Origin of the sequence: Gynurincola endophyticus, from assembly GCF_003991195.1 — a bacterium.
Classification (GTDB): Bacteria; Bacteroidota; Bacteroidia; order Chitinophagales; family Chitinophagaceae; genus Gynurincola; species Gynurincola endophyticus.
Map to the genome: position 1 here is coordinate 95,176 of NZ_RCWL01000007.1, position 20,078 is coordinate 115,253.

A 20,078-nucleotide genomic window follows, 5' to 3' on the forward strand; every position below is an offset into this window, starting at 1 on the left:
AATTGATACAAAACCAGTGCCCTGCTTACAGTAAATGCCCGAGGTGTGAAATTTAATAACGACACCTAATTTAATTAAGAATGAATAGTTGAGAATTAAAAGATTTAACTCCTAATTATTAATTCTTAATTAGGAGTTGATACCAATCGGTATTCTATTTGATTTCTGCGATTTCTCCGTTTACTAATTTAACGAAGTAAATTTTCTGATTTTCCCAATAATCGATTTTGGTTCTGTCGTTATTGTAAACCGGTAAAATGTGGAACTGTGTGAAAACATTAGACCCGTTCAGATGAGGGTGCAATGCAAGATTGCCTTCGTGTGAAGTTAATAGGGAGCTGAACTTGTAAATCATTTCATAACCTCTGAAAACCATATCTGAAGGACGCGCGAAGTACCTGGATTTATACCAGTCTGTCAGATGTGCAATGCTTTCATTGGTAGGGTCGAAATTAAAAGGAGTGGTATAGTAAATTTCTATTCCTTTGTACTGCGCTTCGGTGAAGCTCACCTGATCCCAGGTAGGCATACCGATTACAGTTACTGAGCTGCTGTATTCTTCCTGAATATCATTTAAGCCGTGTACAATTTTTTTTGCAAATGTAGCATCCAGGCTGGAAGCGATCACTACATTGTGTTTTTCGTCGGTGATATAAGGACTGATATCATCGAGGTTAAAACCTTCTGGTAATTCAACTACTTTTATTTTAAGTGGAATACCGGCAGTTCGTTTTCCTTCTTCCAGAATCAGGTTACTGACCATATTGTCTTGTTCGTTTTTACGCTTGAACAATACAATATTATCTACCGGATATTTTGATTGGATATGTCTGTATATTGCTTTAAAGTGTGTTGGCAGCGTGGCATTTAAAATAAAATAGTAGGGATTTTCAGTTTGATTGACGCTGTTGGGCAGGTTGATATTGATAAACGGTACTTCTCTTAATTTGGCAAATTGAGCCAACAGGGCTGCTTCATTTACGTTAACCTGTCCGATCAGCAGATCCATTTTCGCCATATTTGAGTCGAGTAAAACATCTAATAGTTTTTGCTCTTTTGACTTTATATCAAACACGTGAAAGGCTACATTGAATCCTTTTGCCTGCAGTGAATCGATGGCGATCTGAGCACCCTGCCAGAATTCGAGCCCCGGATTGAGGAACTTCGGAAACTGTTTGCCGAAAACGTATTGTTGCTGCTGATAAGCACTATCCAGATAGAACGGCGTAAAGATGGCAATTTGTTTGGTTTCATTTTGTGCAAAACTTTGTTGTACAAAACAAACCAGCGAAACAACGATAACAAGAGACCATCTTTTCATAATCAAAACATTTTCGGTTAGGGAAAAAAATGGTTGCATACAGATTTAGGTAAACCATATATGCAACCCTTAAATATAGTTGTTTGAATTATTCCCATTCAATGGTAGCCGGAGGCTTACTGCTGATATCATATACAACGCGGTTAATACCTTTTACATTGTTAATGATATCGTTCGAAATATGTGCCAGAAATTCGTAAGGTAAATGTGCCCAATCGGCGGTCATACCGTCTACTGAAGTTACGGCTCTTAACGCTACGGTGAATTCATAAGTGCGTTCGTCGCCCATTACACCCACTGATTTTACCGGTAACAAAATTGTTCCTGCCTGCCAAACTTCATTATAAAGATTAAATTCTTTCAAGCCTTTAACGTACCGGTAATCAGCTTCTTGTAAGAGTGCTACTCTTTCAGGCGTAATTTCTCCCAGAATTCTGATGGCTAAACCTGGTCCTGGAAAAGGGTGTCGGTTTAACAAATCAGCAGGAATACCTAATTCAGCACCTACTCTGCGAACTTCATCTTTAAATAAGAAACGAAGCGGTTCTACCAGTTCCAGTTTCATTAATTCAGGCAAGCCACCCACATTATGGTGTGACTTGATAGTTACTGACGGACCATGAACGGAAATACTTTCAATTACATCCGGATAAATCGTTCCCTGTCCGAGCATTTCTACCCCTTCTACTTCTTTCGCTTCATCCTGAAATACATCAATAAATAGTTTTCCGATGACTTTGCGTTTTGCTTCAGGATCAGTTTTTCCCTGTAAATCGGTATAAAAACGCTCTTTCGCGTCTATCCCTTTTACATTTAAACCGATTGTATTATAAGTTGCTAAAACTTCTTCGAATTCATTTTTTCTAAGAACTCCGTTGTCAACGAAGATACCATATAAGTTATCACCGATTGCTCTGTGAATAAGGGTTGCTGCTACTGTTGAGTCAACACCGCCGCTTAAAGCCATGATTACCTTACGGTTACCGATTTGTTCTTTCAATTGGTTAACTGTATCTGTAATAAAGTGGGCGGGGGTCCAGCTTTGAGTACAACCGCAGATATCTACCAGAAAGTTTGTGATCATTTTCTTTCCCTCAGTAGAGTGATACACTTCCGGGTGAAACTGAACACAATATAAAGGATGGGTACCTGTTGTTTTTTTGAAGGCAGCGTATGGAATGCTGTCTGTACTCGCCAGTACTTCAAACCCTTGCGGAAGCTCTAAAACACTGTCGGAGTGGCTCATCCACACCTGGGAATCGGTATTGACGTTCTTAAAGAAGGCATCATCTTTTTCTTTGTGCATAATAGCACGGCCATATTCTCTTTTGTTTGATTTAGCTACCAAACCACCGAATAGTTTGGCGGTTAATTGAGCACCATAACAAACTCCTAATACAGGAAGTTGTTGATGGAACGCCTCCACAGCAACGTTGGGAGCTTTTTCATCATTTACCGAAAAAGGTGAGCCTGAAAGGATTATACCTTTTAAAGAAGGGTCTATGGTTACTTCTTTATGATACGGAATAATTTCGCAATAAACGTTTGCTTCGCGAACAGCACGGGCAATTAATTGAGTATATTGACTGCCAAAATCGAGGATTAATATCTTTTCCATCATGGTCGTGCGAAGGTAAGAAAACAGTTGCAGCCAAAAAACAAACTATTTTAAAAAAATAGGCTTATTTATTCCTAAATTTTATCTAAAAAAAGAGAAAAAGATGTAATAATTTGATAAATTCATCGACCTATATATAAATAGAATTTACTGAATATGAAAATAGGCTCTATACTTGCAATTATCGCAGTGTTGTTTCTGACCTTCTTTATTGTCTCAAAAAAATGGTTCAGAGGTACTATTGTAGGCAGTGGCGCACAAATTACGAGAACCATACCTTTGGATAGGTTTGAAGCTATTAAAGTAAGTGGTGCTTACGACCGGGTTACTTTTATTCAAAGTGACCGTTTTGAACTGGTTTATGAGGGCTACCAAAACCTGTACGACAATCTTGAAATCCGCAACAGAAACGGCGAATTGATTATTGAGAATAAGAAAAGATTTTTGCGGATGGTATCGAACACTCCCAGGTTAACCATTTATGGAAAAGATCTGAGTAAAGTAAATTTGTCGGGTGCTACTAATTTTTATGCTGAGCATATAGAAAATAATAACCAGCTTGATATTTACTCATCAGGTGCCAGTGAAATGAAAATTGATGTAAAATGCCCTTCTGTAAAAGTGAAACTTTCTGGGGCGGGTTCTGTTAAAATCAGTGGGTTAACGCGTGACTTTACTGCTACCATTTCAGGTGCTGCTGATATTAAAGCTTACGATCTGATGTCTGAAAATACAGAAGTGAATATCTCCGGTGCCGGTAATGCACAGGTTTATGCCAGTAAATCATTGAATGCCAAAGCTACAGGAGCCGGCAATATTAGTTATAAGGGAGATCCCGTTGTTCGTGTAAAAACATCGGGTGTAGGATCGGTGACGAAGAAAGATTAAATTTTGCTATGATTGTTTGTTTTTATAATAAGGGTTGAGAAAGTTATAGTTTAACTTTTTTAACCCTTATGTTTATGGTTTGGGTTCTCCCCCGATCGTCTGCACAGGTAATCTTATTCAATCCTTCTACCGGTTGAAAATAGATTTTCTCTTTCGCCAGTACTTTTCTGTAAAATTGATCGTTCACGTACCATTGTACTTCTAATACATCATTGCTGACCTGAGCACTTAATAATAATGGTTCGGGATTAGCCTCGTCTAACAGATATTCTTCACCACGTACCAGACTGTTAATGACCGGTGCCCCGGTTTGTAAAATAATTTCGCAGTCGGCATTGTGCGGCGCTATTTTTTCATACATGATGCCATGCGTGCTGAAATAATGCTGCATTTCAGGAGTAATCTTACGGATATGCTTTCGCTTGTATCCCGTTGCCGGTAAACAATATTGACAATAACTGACCGTTTCCGAAGGGTTCAGGTATACTGTTTCATAAGCATCGCAATATGCATTTGAAGACCTGTACCGTATGAAATAATCATTCACAATCTGTGTACATTCATCCGTAGGAATCTTTCCGGATTCGGCACATACCAGACGGGTATCACAACCGTCAGGCATTTCAAACCACCCGTTTTTACTATTATAGTCGATATTGTTAAAAATTCTGAATAATAATGGCGTAGCGATTGTTGCACCCTGTAAAAGGTGTGAAGGAGTTCCGTTAAAATTACCCAGCCAGACGCCTACGGTATATTTTTGATTGTATCCAATGCTCCAGGCATCCCTTCTTCCGTAGGATGTGCCGGTTTTCCATGCAATTTGTGGCAATTTTTCTGTTTGTTGCCAGTGAAGCGGAAAGTCTGGCCGTTGTATCTGTGTTAGCGTCTGATGAATCATATAACTGGCTTCATCGCTCCATAAAGAGTATCCTGTATGAGTAGAGTCTTCCTGCGTATATCTGGTTGGCTGATAATAGCCACCGTTTGCCAATGTGCTGTAAAGAGTTGTCAGTTCAACCAGGTTACTGCCACATCCCCCTAAAATAACAGATAACCCGAGTTTTTTTTCATCTCTGGCTACCTGCTTAAAGCCAGCGTCTTTCAATAGTTGAATGAAATTACCGACACCTACATTGTTTAAAGTTTTTACAGCAGGAATATTTAATGAATTACCTAACGCATATTCGAGTGTTACCCATCCATTGAATTTGCGGTCAAAGTTTTCAGGAGTGTATCCTTTAAAATTAACAGCAACGTCGGTGATAATAGATTTAGGAGTGGCAATGCCCTGATCAATTGCCATCGCATAAATAAAAGGTTTTAAAGTGCTGCCGGGTTGGCGGATAGCTTTGGCGCCATCGACCTGGCCTTGAGCCGGATCATCAAAAAAATCAGCAGAGCCAATATAACTAAGAATTTCATGTGTTTCATTGTCTATTACTACAACGGCAGCCTGGGAAATTCCCTGCAAACGCATTTGATTTACATAGTCGCTTACCATCTGCTCGAGGTTATATTGCATTCCTAAATGAATGGTAGAATTAATATTGTAATCCGGACGGCGTTTTAACAACCGCGCATAATGAGGAGCCAGCCTTGGCAAGGACTCTCTTTTCACTGTTAAAGGTTCATTATAGGCAAGGTCTATGGTGGTTGCATCAAACAACTTATCAGCCGCAAATTTTTTTAACCAGCGGTTTCGTTCAACAGTGATATAATCGTTTGATTGTCCTAATACCAGTGAACTGGGGCGATTAGGTATAATTGTTAAGGTTACAATTTCTGCAAGCGATAAATGATTGGGATTTTTCTTGAAATACATCCAGGAGGCCGATTTGATGCCTTCTATATTTCCGCTATAAGGTAAACGGTTTATATAAGCCTGTAATAATTCATCTTTTGAGTAGTTCCATTCTAATTGTACAGCGCGGATCATTTCTTTGAACTTATTCCAATAGGTTCTCGGTTGAGGATCAATCAAACGTGCCAGTTGCATTGAAATGGTAGAAGCGCCTGATGTGCGTTTGCCACGAATGATATTTTTAGAAAATGCCCTTGCTAAAGAAAACAGATCAATGCCCGGGTGATAGTAAAAACTTTTATCTTCTTTGTATATAATTGTTTCTTTTAGTAATGGAGAAATTTCATCTAACTCGGTTTTCATCCTCCACTTATCATCGTTTGTTAAGAACGCATGCAGAAATTCCCCATTCCGGTCATAAATAACCGTTGAATAGTTATTCGGAATCTTAAAAGGAAAGAATAGCTGTACGCAAACTGCTATCAGTATGCTGGTACTTATCAAGAGTGCCAATGCTTTCCACCAGGAAGTGCTCACTCGTTGTAACAGTTTTTTGTAAAAAATAGTCATGGGTTCAAATTCTAACAAATTTAGAATTACTTTTATGCAAATTTATCTGTTTTTACTTATGAAAAAGATCTTTTTAGCTCTTGTAATTCTGATAGCTTCAGTGTATTCAGGATGTAAATCATCTGAGAAAATGGTCGAGATGTATAATGATCCTGAAAACGTTGAGCTGCGCGAAAATCTGATATTTAGTTTTAATGAAGCAATGGTTCCTGATTCATTGTTGAATCAATGGGATTCTACAGCTTATGTTGACTTTAGCCCGAAAGTGCGTGGGAAGTTCAGATGGGAAACTCCTTCTCAACTTGTCTTTTCACCCGAACAGGGCTTTAAACCGGCTACTCAATACCAGGCTTCGGTGAATAAAGCCGTAGCTCAGTTTACAGAAGATAAATCTTTTAGTAAGGCAGCATTTACTTTCAAAACTCCTACGGTAAAATTGTTGAGTACACAGGTAATGTGGCATCAGGTAGGAGAAAGTTCTGCAAAAATTCAACCCAAATTATATTTACGATTTAATTACGCTGTTCAGCCGAAAGATGTACAGTCGGTACTGAATGTTTCCTCAAAAGGTCAAAAAATTACCACAGAAGCAGCAACCGCTTCTGAGTCAAATGAAATTGTTTTTTGGTTAAAAGATGTAAACGTAACCGAAGATGATGTGGAGCTGAATATTGAACTGGCAGCTAATTTAAAACCGGTAGGTGGAGAGTTAGGTTCTGAAAAAGCATTCAGGGAAAATGGGTATTTAGTGTCTCCATTAAACCTTTATGTTGTAGACGTTCAGGGTGAAATGATTGGTACTGAAGGAAGAGTAAAAGTGCTGTTGTCACAACCCGTAGATGTAAACACCATTAAATCATTTGTGAAAGTAAAACCTGCCGTTGAATTTCACCTGCAGGCTTTGGATAACGGATTTGAAATTGTAAGCAGCGGATTTAGTGCTGATCTTTCTTATACGGTTACCATTGAACAAGGAATGAAAGGAACAGTTGGCGGTACAATGAAAAATAGTGTTTCTGAATTAGTAGAGTTCGGTGAACTGGAGCCGTCGCTAAGTTTTGTTGATAACTCAGCGGTATATCTTGCTAAGAATGGTAGTAAAAATATCGAAGTTGAAATCAATAGCATCGAAGAAGTAGAAATTACTTTGTACAAAGTATATGAAAACAATATTATCCCTGTAAGAAAATCTTACTACAATCCTGAATATGATTACTGGGATGGAGAAGAATCTTTAGAATATGGAGATGTTGTATATAAAGAAAAAATAGCTACCAGTAAAATACCCGCTCAAAGTGGTGTTCGCTTATTGAACTTTAACTTCAAAGAAAAGTTGCCAAACGAGCAAGGATTATATTACATCACTATCCGTGATACAAAAGAATACTGGAATAGCGTAAGTAAGCTGATTTCTTTTTCGGATATCGGTTTAATCGCCAAAAGTAATAAAAAACAAGTACACGTTTTTGCAAATAGTATTACGAGTGCATTGCCTTACAATCAGGTAAACGTTCTGGTATACAGCAGAAATAATCAGATTGTAGGTAGAGGTGTTACTAATAACGACGGGGTGGCTGTGATTGATATTGAAGAAAAAAATGCTTCAGGTTTTGAACCGGCAATGGTAATTGCTAAAACAGAAGATGATTTTAACTACTTACTGTTTAATCAAACCAGAGTAAATACAGACCGTTTTGAAGTGGGTGGTAAAATAATGAATACTACCGGACTGGATGTATTCGTATATGGTCCGAGAGATATTTACCGTCCGGGTGAAAGCATTCAATATGCAGCAATTGTTCGTACACCTGAATGGAAAGTACCGGAAAATAATACCTATATTCTTAAATGGAGATATCCGAACGGAAAAGAAATTCTGACTTTCAGAAAAAACAGCCAGCAGGAAGGAATGTTTGATGGTACTTATCAGATACCGCAAAGCTCTATCACCGGTACTTATTCATTGGAAGTATATTCCCCTACAGAAGTATTGCTGGCTTCTAAACAATATTATGTAGAAGAGTTCATGCCTGATCGTATTAAACTGATCATGCCGACCGTTCCTGCAACCATTAATATCGGTAATAAAGTTGATTTGCCGGTAACTGCACAGAATTTGTTCGGCACCCCTGCTGCAAACAGAAATTATGAAGCCAGTACACAGGTTCGTTTTAAATCATTCCGGGCAGAGAAATATCCGAACTATAATTTTAGTTTGAGAAATCTGGCTGTGAAAGTGAGTGAAACTTTTAATCAGGGTAAAACTGATGAGAATGGTAAGTTCACTGAATCATTCACCGCAGGAAATGTTTATGCGAATAATGGTGTGTTGGAAGTAAATCATTTTGTAACTGTGTTTGATGAAACCGGCAGGCCTTTAAGCAGAGCGGTAAAGTTTGATGTGGTTTCACAAAACTACTTTGTAGGTGTGGGAGGATATAATTATAATTATTATCCATTGAATCGTACGGTTGAATTTCCATTGATTGCTACCAGTTATAAAGGTGATGCGGTAAGCGGAAAAGTGAAAGTAGAAGTGGTAAAATATGAGTACAGAAATATTCTGAGAAGATCCGGTGAGTATTATCGTTATGAGTCACAGGAAGTACAGAATATCGTTGAAACTAAAAATATCACTGTTCAGGGAGAACAAACAAAATATACTTATAAACCGACCATCGCCGGAAGATATGCTTTAAGAGTATACGCCGAAGGGTCGAATGCTTTCGTAGAACAGGTTTTCTATAGTTACGGAAGTTGGGGGGCGGATAGAAACAGCTTCTCTGTGAGTAAAGAAGGTACCGTTGATATAGAACTGGATAAAAGTAATTACAAAGTCGGAGAGTCTATTAGAGCCCTTTTCAAAACTCCTTTTGACGGTAAATTGCTGGTAACGGTTGAAAATAATCAGCTAGTGTATCAGAAGTTAATTGATGTAACCAATCAATCAGCTTCATTAGATATTCCGACCGGTGGCAGCTTCCTGCCAAACGTTTATATCTCTGCTACTTTAATTAAAGCACATACCCGGTCAGATCTGCCGTTAACGACAGCTGTAGGTTACAAAAATGTAACGGTAGAAGATGACAAGAAAAAAATTGATGTAGCGATTAAAGCCGTAGAAGAATCACGTTCTAAGAAAAAACAACGCATTACTGTAAAAGCAGCTCCAAATGCTGTGGTAACGATTGCCGTTGTAGATGAAGGAGTTAATCAGATAACAGACTTTAAAGCGCCGAACCCTTATAAATATTTTTATGGTAAACGTGCTTTAGGAGTAGCCGCTTATAACTTATATCCTTTCCTGTTCCCGGAAAAGTATAACATATTAAGTTCTACCGGTGCCGGCGATGATATGATGGCTAAACGTGCCAATACAATGCCTGCCAAACGTGTAGAAATTATGAGCTACTGGAGTGGTGTAAAAGTTGCCGGCAGCGGTGGTGAGGTAGATTTTGATATCGATATTCCTACCTTCTCCGGTAACCTGCAGATTATGGCGGTTGCCGTAAAAGGTGATCAGTTTGGTGCCGCTCAGCAGGATATGAAAGTAGTAGATCCATTGGTGGTAAGTACGGCATTACCGAGATTTATGTCTCCGAATGATACCGTAACTATGCCGGTTTCTATTACCAATACTACTCAAAAAGCGATTAGCGCCACTGTAGAAGTAGAAACACATAAAGAGGTAAAAGCAATTGCCGTATCTGCCGAAAAAGTAAATATAGAGGCAGGTAGAGAAGCCGTGGTACAATATAGATTAATTGCTCCTTCAACGATCGGAGTGGTTAACAGTACAGTGAAAGTGAAAGGTGCAGGTGAAACTTTTGAACAGAAAATTGAGTGGAGTGTTCGTCCGACCGCACCACTACAAAAACGTAGTGGCAGTGGTTCAGTGGAAGGGGCGCAGGTTAAGAAAGTGAATTTCGAAACAGCTTCATTTATCCAAAGTTCAGTAGATGTTGAACTGGTGGTGAGTGCGCTGCCGGGAGTAAGCTTAGGTAAGCAATTAAATTACCTGTTAAACTATCCTTACGGTTGTACGGAACAAACAGTGTCAGCCGCTTTCCCGCAATTGTATTATAAAGATCTCGTGGTTTATTATCAGAAACCGGGTAATACACAAGCTGCAGGAATGAATGTAATGGGAGCATTGTCAACTATTCAGAAACGCCAGATTTACAACGGAGGTGTTACATTATGGGAAGGCAACTATTCTGTAGAAGCTCATTGGTTTTCCAGCGTGTATGCCGCTCATTTTATGATTGAAGCACAACGCGCAGGATATGAAATTAATAAAAAGACATTGGCAGGACTGTTAAACTACCTCGATGGCCAGTTGCGTTCTAAAAAACGGATTGACTATCGTTATAATAATGGTCAGCTTAAGAAAATAGCACCGAAAGAAATTGCTTATAGCCTGTATGTATTGGCATTGGCGAAACAGGCTAACCGTTCTATCATGAACTTCTATTCTGAGAATAGTGACTTGTTGAGCCTGGATGGAAAATACCTGTTAAGTGCTGCTTATGCATTAGTAGGAGATAAAAAAGGATTCCAGCAGATATTACCGAAGAGCTTCTCTGGTGAGGTATCTGAAAAAGCAACTGGCGGAAGCTTCTATTCACCGATCCGTGACGAAGCAATCGCATTAAATGCTTTACTGGATGTGGACCCTGCGAATAGCCAGATTCCGGTAATGGCGCAACACGTAACACAAGCGATTGCAAACAGCAGATGGTTTACCACACAGGAAGCTGTGTTCAGTGTATTAGCCATCGGTAAAATGGCTAAACAGGCCAATACTCAAACCGTCGCCGGTGAAGTAGTAGTAGATGGTAAAACCGTAACCTCTACAAAAGGCGAAACTGTTAAACTGAAAACAGCCCAGCTAAAAGGAAGTAATGTAGAAGTTAAAAGTACCGGTACCGGTAAATTGTATTACAGCTGGGTGAGTGAAGGAATCGATGCCACCGGTAAATTTGAAGAAGTGGATAATTATATCAAAGTGCGCAGAAAGTTCTATAACAGAAATGGAAACGTAAATACCAATGGCGTATTCCAGCAGAACGACCTGATAGTCGTAGAGCTTTCGATCGAAAAATCATACAGCGACCGTATCGAGAATGTAGTAATTACTGACTTATTACCAGCTGGTTTTGAAATTGAAAATACACGTCTCCAGAATCTTCCGAATATGACCTGGGTGAAAGCAACTGATTACCCGTTAAGTGAAGATTTCAGAGACGATCGTATTAACCTGTTCGTAGATTTGTATAAGCAAAAACAGGTTTATTATTACCTGGTACGCGCAGTATCGCCGGGAGTATTCCAGTTAGGCCCTGTAGCTGCCGATGCAATGTATAACGGAGAAATGCATTCTTATAATGGTGGAGGTACGATTACAATTCAACCATAGAATGTTCAAATAATAGAAAGCCCCCAAAAAATTATGGGGGCTTTTATTTTATATGGTGGGTTTTAAAATTTTATTATGATGGGTGTTTCTCTTGCCATAATAATTTCATAAAACATTCTTCGTATTCTATAAATGAATTTTATAATTCCTGCTCATCTTTGCCCTGCCGTTGGTAAATTCTCAAAAGGAAAAACGCCATAATCGGAGATACGAAATTCATCATTCTCAAAGTTCTTCTTTGCTCAATCGTTATCTTTTTCGCACGCTGTATAATGCTGGAAAAAAGAATAGCGGCAATGATATGCAGACAAAGTAAAATAACTAAGATGGTCAGGAGTGTATTTTTCTCAAACAACATAGTTGCTAAATTAATATAAATAAAATTAAGCAATTTTTTGAGTTGAAAATGAGGTGATTGTGATGGTTTTGCAAGATAGGTAATGTATGCCGGATGATTAAGGCGATGGTGAATACACCACCTTTTAATGATTCAACCAAACATTTTGGCGGATTGAATGTTTTTATTAAAATTTGATTAAAAGAAAGACGTTTTATGGACAGGAAAGAGCGGATGATTTTGATATTGTTAGCGTGTTTGAACTTTACACATATATTAGATTTCATGATCATGATGCCATTAGGAAACTACCTGATGCCTCATTTTAATATCAGTGCACAGTTTTTCAGTTTGATAGTAGCAGCGTACCCCGTAACAGCATTTTTTTCAGGATTGATGGCGGCATCTTTTGTTGACCGTTATGACCGCAAAAAGATTCTCGTATCGGCTTATATTGGTTTTTTAGTGGGCACTATTTTATGTGGATTAGCACCTACGGCAGGTTTGCTGATGGCCGCCCGCATTGCTACCGGTTTATTCGGTGGATTAATCGGCGCCCAGGTTTTATCGATCATTGCCGATGTATTCCCTTACGAAAAGAGGGGTAGGGCGATGAGCTCTATTTTTCTGGCATTTTCTGTTTCTTCTATTTTCGGGGTTCCGTTCAGTTTATACCTGGCAAACCTCATTTCATGGCATGCTCCTTTTATTTTTATCGGAGTAGTGGGTATCGTCGTAGTGCCTTTACTGATCAGGTTCATTCCGAGTGTGAGTGCGCGCATTTATCTACCAGAAACGGTGAAAAAGAAAACCTGATGGATGTGTTTAAGAGCATTTTTTCTCAGAAAAACCAATTGCTGGCTTTGGCACTGACTTCTATTTCAATGTTGGGCCACTTTATGGTGATTCCGTTTATTAATCCTTATATGGAGTTTAATGTAGGGTTCTCGAAGCAGGAAACGCCCTTAATTTATATGGTAGGAGGTGCATTTACATTGATTTCATCCAGTTTTATCGGTCGTTTAGCAGATAAATATGGAAAATTCAGGATTTATCGCATCTGTTTATTCTTATCAATCATACCGATCCTGATTATCACGAATATGCCGGTTTTACCATTATATGTAGTGCTGGGTATTTTCGGGTTCTGGTTCATGTTCAGTACCGGTAGAAATATTCCTTCTCAGGCAATGATCTCTACTGTTGTGGAGCCGGCCCGGCGGGGACAATTTATGTCAGTTAACTCTTCTATTCAGCAATTAAGCACAGGTTCAGCCGCTATTATTTCGGGAATGATTGTTACTCAATCGGCTAGCGGAGCGATTGATCATTACGAATGGGTAGGCTATCTGAGTATAACAATTTTGATATTATCGTTCTTCGTGGCACGGCAGTTGGCGAAGGGGCAGGAACTGGTGTAGCGCAGGCTACACTTTTTTTGTTTTTCTATAGTTTATTGATATAGAGGTAGGTACAACGCAAAAATCCCGATAATAATCGGGATCAATCATGTATCTTTGATTTGAATACTGACCTAAGCTGCGTTTAATGCATTCACTTGTTTAGCCAGCTTGCTTTTTAAGTTCGCTGCTTTATTTCTGTGAATTACACCTCTTTTCGCCAATTTATCGATCATTGAAGCTACATTCTGCATTTCTTCAGAAGCTGATTTACCTTCTTTGATTGCTTTTAAGTCACGAATAGCATTTCTGGTAGTTTTACCATGATATCTATTTCTTTCACGACGCTTTGCTGATTGGCGAACATCTTTTTTGGTAGCCTTGTGATTTGCCATTTCTATCTAAAAATTTTGGACAGCAAAAGTAATCAGGTATTCTGGTTTTTCCAAAAAAAAACAATTTTTTTTTAAATTTAACGTCTTTTGATGTGTGTAGTTGGATTTCAATATCAATCAATAATTTTCAAGGAATTAAATAGAAATTAAGATTGTTTTAAAGCATTTCGTGTGGAAATCCTTTCTATATTTGTAACCCGAATCATAAACTCATATTTGTAGGCAATAATCGCTCTTCATGAAGGACTTTTCGTACATTACCAATTCGCATCCGGCTTTTATTGAGAGTCTATACCAAGATTTCCAAAAGGATCCACAATCAGTTGACCCTGAGTTGAAGAAGTTTTTTGAAGGATTTGACTTTGCAATTACTGCAGGCAAACCTTCTAACGGTTCTACAGCAGAAGCGCCAACAGGAGATCAGATAGACTGGAAAAGAGAAGTGGGTGCATACCGACTTATTTTGGGATACCGAAATAAAGGTCACTTGATTGCTACCACCAACCCGATCAGAACAAGAAAAGATCGCGGAGCAAACTTAGATTTAGCATTTTTTGGATTATCAGAGGCAGACTTAGACAAGCAGTTTTACGCAGGTAACCTGATTGGATTAGGAACTACCACGCTGAAAAATATCCTCAACTACTTGAAAAAATGCTATGCAGGTAATGTGGGTATTGAGTTCAAGTATATTTCTAATCAAAAGAAAGTTGACTGGTTGGTAAACCAGATGGAGAAAAATTTCCAGCAACCGTTTTCTCTTGAAAAGAAACGTCGCATCCTTGACAAATTAAATCAGGGTGTATTATTCGAGAAATTCCTTCACACAAAATATATCGGTCAGAAACGCTTCTCTCTCGAAGGAGGTGAAGCTACTATTCCTGCATTAGACGCTATCATCAATACTGCTGCTGATCACGAAGTGAAAGAAGTGGTAATCGGTATGGCGCACAGAGGAAGATTAAATGTACTGACCAATGTAATGGGCAAAACTTATGAGCAGGTGTTCAGTGAGTTTGAAGGTACTGCGCAATTAGATCAGACAATGGGATCCGGTGACGTGAAATACCACATGGGTTTTGGTTCTGAAGTAACTACTCCCGGCGGAAAAAATGTTTACCTGAAACTGATGCCGAACCCTTCGCACTTAGAAGCCGTTGATCCGGTGGTGGTGGGTTTTGCAAGAGCGAAAGCTGATGTGTTATACAACAGCGACTACGATAAAATTTTACCAATCTTAATACACGGTGACGCTTCTGTAGCTGGTCAGGGTATCGTTTACGAAGTTGTACAAATGAGTAACCTTCCGGGGTATTACACCGGTGGTACTATTCACCTCGTGATCAATAACCAGATCGGGTTTACAACCGATTATGATGATGCACGTTCTGCCGATTATTGTACCTCACTGGCTGCAATGATCCAGGCTCCCGTATTACACGTAAACGGTGATGATGCTGAAGCGGTCGTAAAATGTGTTGAACTAGCTACTTTATACCGTCAGGAATTCAACACTGATGTGTTTATTGACCTGGTATGTTACCGCCGTCATGGCCACAACGAAGGCGATGATCCTAAATTCACTCAGCCTCAGTTGTATGCTTTGATCGATAAACACGCCAATCCAAGAGAAGTATACGCCAGCTTCCTTTTAGAAAACGGTGACCCGGATGCAAAGGAAATGGTGAAAGAATTAGAAAAGAAATTCTGGAGCGACTTACAGGAACGCTTAGACGAAGTGAAGCAGAAACCTCTTCCTTACAAAGCACAACAACCTGATATCGCCTGGAGTTCTCTGAGAAGAGCCAGTGCGGAAGACTTCGATGCAAGTCCAGATACGGCTATTACAGCAGATCAGTTTAAAGCTGTTTTCGATGCAATTATGAAATGGCCTGATACTTTCAAGCCTTTGAAGAAAGTAGAGAAAATTTTACAGGATAAAATTAAACTTTATAATGAATCTCAACAGGTAGATTGGGCTACAGCCGAGTTATTAGCTTTCGGCTCAATTCTGTTAAACGGTAAAGATGTGAGAATGAGTGGCCAGGATGTTCGTCGTGGTACCTTCTCGCACCGGCATGCTGTTCTGAGAGATGAAAAAACAAACGAGCCTTACAATCGCCTCAACTCAATTCCTGATGCGAAAGGGCAGATGCGTATTTTCAACTCACTATTGAGTGAATATGGGGTATTAGGATTTGAATACGGTTATGCCTTAGCCAGCCCTGATAGCCTCGTAGTTTGGGAAGCTCAGTTTGGAGACTTCGCTAACGCTGCACAGATTATGATTGACCAGTTCATTGCTGCCAGTGAGCAGAAATGGAACCGTATGAACGGGGTGGTAATGTTGTTACCGCATGGTTATGAAGGACAAGGTCCTGAGCATAGTTCAGCACGATTAGAGCGTTTCTTACAGATGTGTGCTGAAGAAAATATGGTGATTACCAATATTACCAGTTCGGCCAACTACTTTCATGCTTTACGTCGTCAGATTACCTGGCCTTTCAGAAAACCATTGATTAATTTTGCTCCGAAAGCACCTTTACGCCACCCGGGTACATATTCTCCGGAAAAGGCATTTACAGAAGGTAAATTCCAGGAAGTGATTGACGATCAGTTTATCAGCGATCCTAAAAAAGTGAAGAAAGTATTGTTCTGTAGCGGAAAAGTGTATTTTGATTTAGCAGAGCGCCAACAAAAAGAAAATCGCCAGGATGTTGCGGTTGTTCGTTTGGAGCAGATCTATCCGTTACCGGTAAAACAACTGGAAGCTATTCAACAAAAATATGCAGGAGCTGCATGGTTCTGGGTTCAGGAAGAACCTTTAAACATGGGAGCCGCTTCTTTCTTACGTATGAACTTAACGAGCATCAGTTTCGGTATTATCAGCCGCCAGCCAAGTGCCGCCACCGCTACCGGATATGCTAAAGTTCATGCACAGGAACAGACAGAAATTATTAATACAGCATTTAGTATTTAATTTGATAGCAATAACAGAATGAAATAATTTTGTTGTTGCTGATCATTTTTTGAGCCATAGGCTCCATCGAAATCTGAAAAAAAATTTTATGATAGAGATTAAAGTTCCTACAGTAGGTGAATCCATCAGTGAAGTAACTCTATTGAAATGGACTAAACAAGACGGCGAGTATGTTGAACGCGACGAAGTAATTGCAGAATTAGAAAGTGAAAAAGCTACTTTCGAAGTAAATGCAGAACAAGCCGGCGTTTTGAAAACTGCTGCTCAGGAAGGTGATACATTAAATATTGGAGATGTTTTAGCGCAGATCGATGAAACTGCTCCAAAACCGGAAGGTAAGCCTGCTCCCGCTGCAGCGCCGAAAGCTGAAGCTAAAGCAGATGCTCCTAAAACGGCTCCTTCCCAGGCGCCCGTAACCGGAACTCCGAATGATGTAAAAACGACTCCGGTAGCAGCTGCTATCATTGCAGATAAAAAGGTAGATCCTAAACAGATTTCACCGTCAGGCGCTAATGGCAAAATCTTAAAAGATGATGTATTGGCTGCATTGGCAAACCCTGGTAAAATTACCAACGGTGCTCCTCTTTTCTCACGTGAAGAAAAACGCGAAAAATTATCAGCCCTTCGTAAAACAATCGCCCGCCGCCTCGTAGATTCTAAAAATACAGCAGCGATGTTAACCACTTTCAACGAAGTGGATATGGGGCCGATTATGGACATCCGTAAAAAATATAAAGATAAATTCAAAGAAACACATGGTGTAAACCTTGGATTTATGAGCTTCTTCGCTAAAGCTTGTGCTATTTCTTTAAACGAGTGGAAAGCGGTGAATGCTTACATGGACGGTGACCATATCGTTTATCACGATTATTGCGATATTTCTATTGCTGTATCTACTCCACGCGGCTTAACAGTACCTGTTATCAGAAACGTTGAAAGTTTAAGCATGGCTGATGTAGAAAGAAAAGTAGTAGAGTTAGCCGGTAAAGCACGCGATAACAAATTAACAATGGAAGAACTGCAAGGCGGTACCTTCACTATCACCAACGGTGGTGTGTTCGGTTCTCTGATGAGTACACCGATCATCAACCAACCGCAAAGTGCTATCCTGGGTATGCATAAAATTCAGGAACGTCCGATGGCAATCAACGGTAAAGTTGAAATCCGTCAGATGATGTATATAGCACTAAGCTACGACCACAGAATCATCGATGGCCGTGAGTCAGTTAGCTTCCTGGTACGTGTTAAAGAATTACTTGAAAATCCTGAATTATTATTATTCGGTAAAGATCCTGTACAGACTTTATTAGAACTATAATTTTTCAATACATAATCTTCAAACAACCCAACTGCTGAATGTAGTTGGGTTGTTTAATTTATTGATGAGATACTTCGCACACCTTCAAACAGCACTTCAGTTACTGCGTTCTTATAACGGAGCAATGCCCTTTGCTGCATTTGCCAAACAGTTTTTTGCCCGGCATAAAAAATATGGTTCTAAAGACCGAAAATCAATTGCACATTTATGCTATTGTTATTTCAGGTTAGGCCATTACGTTCAATCCGGCCCAACAGAAGAAATGGTTGTGCTCGGATTATGGTTATGTTCGCCGGCACCTAACCCGGTACTACAACAATTGAATGCCGCTTTGAATGATACGGCAACATTGAGCATCGAAGAAAAACTGAAACAACCTGTTGCTGCCGGTGTAAAAGAACAATTGTTTCCGTTTCAGCAACACTTCAGCAACGGTATAAATACTGATCGTTTAGTGGCTAGCTATTTCGTTCAGCCGGATGTGTTCTTACGTATAAGAAGTGACCGGAATACGATTACCTCTTTACTTGAATCACAACAGATTCCTTATCAGTTTATCCGAGAAAGCAGTATTGCGATTCCTAATAATGTGAAGGTGGATGAGCTATTACCTTTGAATGAAAAGGTGGTAATTCAGGATGCCAGTTCGCAGGAAGTGGGAGATGTTATTAAAACTCATCTGCCATTTACTCCGAAAAATGTGTGGGATTGTTGCGCTGCAAGCGGAGGAAAATCAATTATGTTGTATGACCTCTATCCTTCATTTAAACTGACGGTGTCGGATATACGATCTTCAATTATGTTTAACCTGCAGAAACGATTTCATCAGGCAAAGATCAAACAATATGCTTCTTTTGTGGCAGACTTAACGCAACCTGTAGCTGCTTACCAGGAGTATGATTTTATTATAGCGGATGTTCCCTGTTCCGGTTCCGGTACCTGGGGACGTACACCCGAACAACTGGTTTTTTTCAAAGAAGAAGAAATTCATCAATATGCACAATTACAGGCACAGATTGTAAAAAATATATTGCCCGCATTAAAAAAAGGAGGATGCCTGGCTTATTGTACCTGCTCTGTTTTTCTGCCTGAAAATGAACGCCAGTTACAAAGAATGCAGGATAAATTCGGGTTGAAATTAATTCACCAGCAACTGATCACCGGTTACGAAAATAAAGCTGATAGCCTCTTTATTGCATTACTACAAAAGGTTTAGCGTTCAACACTCACTAATTGTAAGTGAATGCCAAAGCCGGAGCTATAGCTGTGTTGCCCGCCGATCTGCGGTTGATATTCCCATATTTCTATCTTACGCTCAATTAAGCCAATTCCAAGTGCAAATTTTTCTTCCCAGTGGTTTTTATAAGCAATTCCATTGGGAACCAGAATCGGAACATTCACTGAATCTCCTGCCTGCATGACAGTAATTGTGGTGGCATAATTGGTTCCTGCAACAACAGCGCTTTCGTTCACGCTTGAATACTCATAATTCCAGTATTGAATGTCTTCATCATTACTGAATTCGAAAAGTGAACGTAACGGACGGTAAGGTAGATAACTGTTGCCGGTCCATTGAAAAAAGTCTCTTACCGGGTTGGTTAGTTTAATAAATCTCAGATTTTCTTCTGTTACCTGTACCTGTTGTGGTGTTTTTAAAACAGTATAGGAAATGTTATTCGCCCATGTTCCGGTACCGCGCGGCTTTATCTGCCGGTTGATATAATAAGTGGTGTCGTTATTTGAAATAGAACGCTGTAATACTTCATCTTTAGCGTCATAGGAGCGAATGACTTTTTGTTGTCCAAAATTTACAAATACCAGAGAATCAAGATTGTAATAAAAAACCTGACCTACTTCAAGGGGATAGTAGACGTGAACGGAATTAATTTCCAGGTCATTGGTGGTTTTTTCACAGGCCGCGAAACCGCAGGCAATCAATATTATCAGGTATCTGAATCTTAGCATAAAGATGGCTTATCCCCACAAATGTAAGGGATCTTGTTTTTAAAAGTAAAAATCTACTTTCTC

The 20,078-nt window shown here is 39.4% G+C and carries 13 protein-coding genes; 7 read left to right on the forward strand and 6 right to left on the reverse strand.

From position 1 onward, the window contains the following. Positions 1-154: 154 nt before the first annotated feature. Positions 155-1,321, reverse strand: coding sequence for a type 1 periplasmic-binding domain-containing protein (locus tag D9O48_RS13450; protein WP_126973503.1), 1,167 nt, complete (start codon positions 1,319-1,321; stop codon positions 155-157). A gap of 88 nt (positions 1,322-1,409) precedes the next feature. Further along, complete coding sequence (gene guaA / locus D9O48_RS13455; protein WP_199750577.1) at positions 1,410-2,939, reverse strand: glutamine-hydrolyzing GMP synthase; 1,530 nt, start codon at positions 2,937-2,939, stop codon at positions 1,410-1,412. A 156-nt stretch (positions 2,940-3,095) separates the two neighbouring features. On the opposite strand from guaA, the gene D9O48_RS13460 reads away from it, so the two are divergent. Then, complete coding sequence (locus D9O48_RS13460; protein ID WP_126973505.1) at positions 3,096-3,827, forward strand: head GIN domain-containing protein; 732 nt, start codon at positions 3,096-3,098, stop codon at positions 3,825-3,827. 43 nt (positions 3,828-3,870) lie between these two features. Here D9O48_RS13460 and pbpC read toward each other — a convergent pair whose 3' ends face one another. Then, on the reverse strand, positions 3,871-6,201 hold the full coding sequence (gene pbpC, locus D9O48_RS13465; RefSeq protein WP_126973506.1) for a penicillin-binding protein 1C: 2,331 nt from the start codon (positions 6,199-6,201) through the stop codon (positions 3,871-3,873). Positions 6,202-6,259: 58 nt separating this feature from the next. Here pbpC and D9O48_RS13470 point away from each other — a divergent pair, with 58 nt between their 5' ends. Then, positions 6,260-11,620 carry an alpha-2-macroglobulin family protein gene (locus tag D9O48_RS13470; protein ID WP_158624895.1) on the forward strand — a complete coding sequence of 1,787 codons (5,361 nt, stop codon included), beginning with the start codon at positions 6,260-6,262 and terminating at the stop codon, positions 11,618-11,620. 139 nt (positions 11,621-11,759) lie between these two features. Here D9O48_RS13470 and D9O48_RS13475 read toward each other — a convergent pair whose 3' ends face one another. Then, entirely contained in the window at positions 11,760-11,978 is a 219-nt protein-coding gene (locus D9O48_RS13475) for a hypothetical protein (RefSeq protein WP_126973508.1), read from the reverse strand. A 195-nt stretch (positions 11,979-12,173) separates the two neighbouring features. Here D9O48_RS13475 and D9O48_RS13480 point away from each other — a divergent pair, with 195 nt between their 5' ends. Continuing rightward, on the forward strand, positions 12,174-12,773 hold the full coding sequence (locus tag D9O48_RS13480; protein WP_126973509.1) for an MFS transporter: 600 nt from the start codon (positions 12,174-12,176) through the stop codon (positions 12,771-12,773). Further along, entirely contained in the window at positions 12,773-13,378 is a 606-nt protein-coding gene (locus D9O48_RS13485) for an MFS transporter (protein WP_158624896.1), read from the forward strand. Before D9O48_RS13480 ends, D9O48_RS13485 begins: the two co-directional genes overlap by 1 nt. A 113-nt stretch (positions 13,379-13,491) precedes the next feature. Here D9O48_RS13485 and rpsT read toward each other — a convergent pair whose 3' ends face one another. Continuing rightward, a complete protein-coding gene (rpsT, locus tag D9O48_RS13490; RefSeq protein ID WP_126973511.1) occupies positions 13,492-13,752 on the reverse strand; it encodes a 30S ribosomal protein S20 in 261 nt (86 codons plus the stop codon). A gap of 238 nt (positions 13,753-13,990) precedes the next feature. Between rpsT and D9O48_RS13495 the strand changes: the two genes are divergently transcribed. From D9O48_RS13495 to D9O48_RS13505, 3 genes are all read left to right on the forward strand, one after another. Continuing rightward, positions 13,991-16,732: a 2-oxoglutarate dehydrogenase E1 component gene (locus tag D9O48_RS13495; RefSeq protein WP_126973512.1), complete on the forward strand. Its 2,742-nt coding sequence runs from the start codon at positions 13,991-13,993 to the stop codon at positions 16,730-16,732. 88 nt (positions 16,733-16,820) lie between these two features. Next, positions 16,821-18,050 carry a 2-oxoglutarate dehydrogenase complex dihydrolipoyllysine-residue succinyltransferase gene (odhB, locus tag D9O48_RS13500; RefSeq protein ID WP_126973513.1) on the forward strand — a complete coding sequence of 410 codons (1,230 nt, stop codon included), beginning with the start codon at positions 16,821-16,823 and terminating at the stop codon, positions 18,048-18,050. Between the two features lie 64 nt (positions 18,051-18,114). Beyond that, positions 18,115-19,266, forward strand: coding sequence for an RsmB/NOP family class I SAM-dependent RNA methyltransferase (locus tag D9O48_RS13505; protein ID WP_126973514.1), 1,152 nt, complete (start codon positions 18,115-18,117; stop codon positions 19,264-19,266). Here the strand turns inward: D9O48_RS13505 and D9O48_RS13510 are convergent. Then, on the reverse strand, positions 19,263-20,015 hold the full coding sequence (locus D9O48_RS13510) for a hypothetical protein (RefSeq protein WP_126973515.1): 753 nt from the start codon (positions 20,013-20,015) through the stop codon (positions 19,263-19,265). The genes D9O48_RS13505 and D9O48_RS13510 overlap by 4 nt on opposite strands. Positions 20,016-20,078: the final 63 nt, after the last annotated feature.